The organism is Sporomusa sp. (assembly GCF_057736855.1).
Window position 1 is genome coordinate 1 of the sequence record NZ_JBYKYF010000307.1, and the last position, 2,106, is coordinate 2,106.

Below are 2,106 nucleotides of genomic sequence, written 5' to 3' on the forward strand. Positions count from 1 at the left end.
GTGGGTATTGGAACTTTTGCCGCTGACCCATGCTAGCTTCGCCCTTAGGGCCATAACCAGCGGCGGCGAACCGGCGGCTTTATCCTGGCTGATTATGCTGGCATATGTTGCTGTATTGCTGGCTATTAGTGTTTGGACTATGGAGAAAGTAAGGGAATAGGGAGGGAAGATAAATAACAGGCGAATTGTTTGCAGTAGTTTATGTAGTAGTTTATATTGAATAGTCCATAGTAGCTTTATTGCATTAAACATGATTATTTTGAGGAGAGATATTTAAAAATGAAAAGAAAAGATAAACGCATAAATCTGCGTAAAGGTATTCTAGTGACCATGCTTATTACAGGCTCTGTTTTGGGTCAGGTGACAAATGCAGCAGCTGAATCAAATCCGGACTTTACTTTGGACCAGATGATCGTAACAGCTCAGCGGTACGAAAAGAAAGATGTAGATATTGCTGCCTCGACAGAGGTATATACGGAAGCCGATTTACAAAATACCGGGGCGGCAAATTTATATGAAGCTTTAAAATTCATGACAGGCATTGAGATGCAGGGCTATGGAACGGCTGGAACCTCTATGGGGAATATGACGAGTAAATTGGTTATTCGCGGCGTGGGAAATGGCACGCTGGTATTGGTTAATGGAACGCCGATTAATATACGGGGTACTTATGATTTAAGTGATATTCCCGTCGAAAATGTTGAGAGAGTGGAAGTCATTCGTGGTGGCGGTTCGGTCTTGTATGGCAGCGAAGCCACCGGTGGCGTAATTAATATTATTACAAAAAAAGAAAGACAAAATTATGTTAAAGCATCATTCGGCAATTATGGTCAGCAAGAGCAAAGTCTTAGCTTGCAAACTGGGAAATTAGGCTTAGGGTATCAATATTCTAAATGGGGAACAAGAAAAAATGTTGCCAGTGACGGGAAAAGCTGGAAGGGTCCGGAAAACAATAACTTCAGTTTAAACTATCAGTTTGATGAACAGTTGAGCTTGTACTATAACCGGGTGGACTCTGAATATCATTACATTACGCAAGGCGCAAAGGCCACAGACACCAAACAAGATGTGGAACGCAATAATTTGCAATTGAATTATCAAGAAGATCATATGAAGGCAACTGTTTATTATGTTGACCGGACGAGAATGAAAAATGCCTTAACGTTAAAAGACGGGAAAATAAGTAGAGATAAAGAAGAAAATAATAACCTGGGCTTTGATGTGCAGAAAGACTGGAATATCAGAGATAGCAAGTGGCTAGTTGGCGGCTCGTATCAAAAAGAAGAATATACGCCAAGTGGTACAAGTGAATTTTCGAGAAATAATTTTTCAGTCTACACCCAATATGAAAAACCGCTGAGCAAATTGAACACAATGATTTTGAGTGCCCGTGAGTCCTGGACAACAGGGGCGCCGAGCGATTTGAATACTAGTAATTTTAGTGGGCAGGCACAGTTGATTCATAAATTAGGCCAAGATGAAAATCTGTATATGAACATTGGTCAATCCTATAAAATGCCGTATTTGCATCAAATTTATAAAACCAGAGAAGGAGCAGCGCTGAAAGAGCAAAGCGGTATGCATTATGAACTTGGCTGGAAGAAAACCACAGAGGACCACCGCTGGCGCCTTGCACTCTTCAATTATTCCATTGAAGATAATATTACTGCAGAATGGAATGACAAAACAGGAGATTTTACCTATGATAATGAAGACCTAAAAAACACAGGGATTGAATTGTCCTGTGATATTGTTGGTAAAAAAGGGTGGACCTATAATTGGGGAGTGACGTACAGTAATCCGCGCACTAAGACAACCGAGGATGGAAAGTCGAGCGGCTGGGTGCGGGATTATGCACGGCTGCAATTGACCGGCGGCACTACCTATCAGCAGGGGAAATGGCGCACCAGCTTGCGTGGCACTTATTTAGGGGACAGAGTGGCTAATGGAAAAGATGTGAAACCGTATTTGCTGACAAATCTAAATGTAAATTACAGTATGACAAAAGATAGTGATATTATTCTTAGTGTATGCAATATTTTAGATCGGGATGATGTAATGTATTCATCCGGCTCTACCGACTATTATGTCGCACCCTGTAATTTC

At 41.3% G+C, this 2,106-nt stretch carries 1 protein-coding gene; it reads left to right on the forward strand.

Features of this window, described 5'->3' with window-relative positions:
* Positions 1 to 279 precede the first annotated feature (279 nt).
* Positions 280 to 2,106: TonB-dependent receptor plug domain-containing protein (locus AC29Z1_RS15185; protein ID WP_488272300.1), on the forward strand; the 1,827-nt coding region annotated here is incomplete at its 3' end.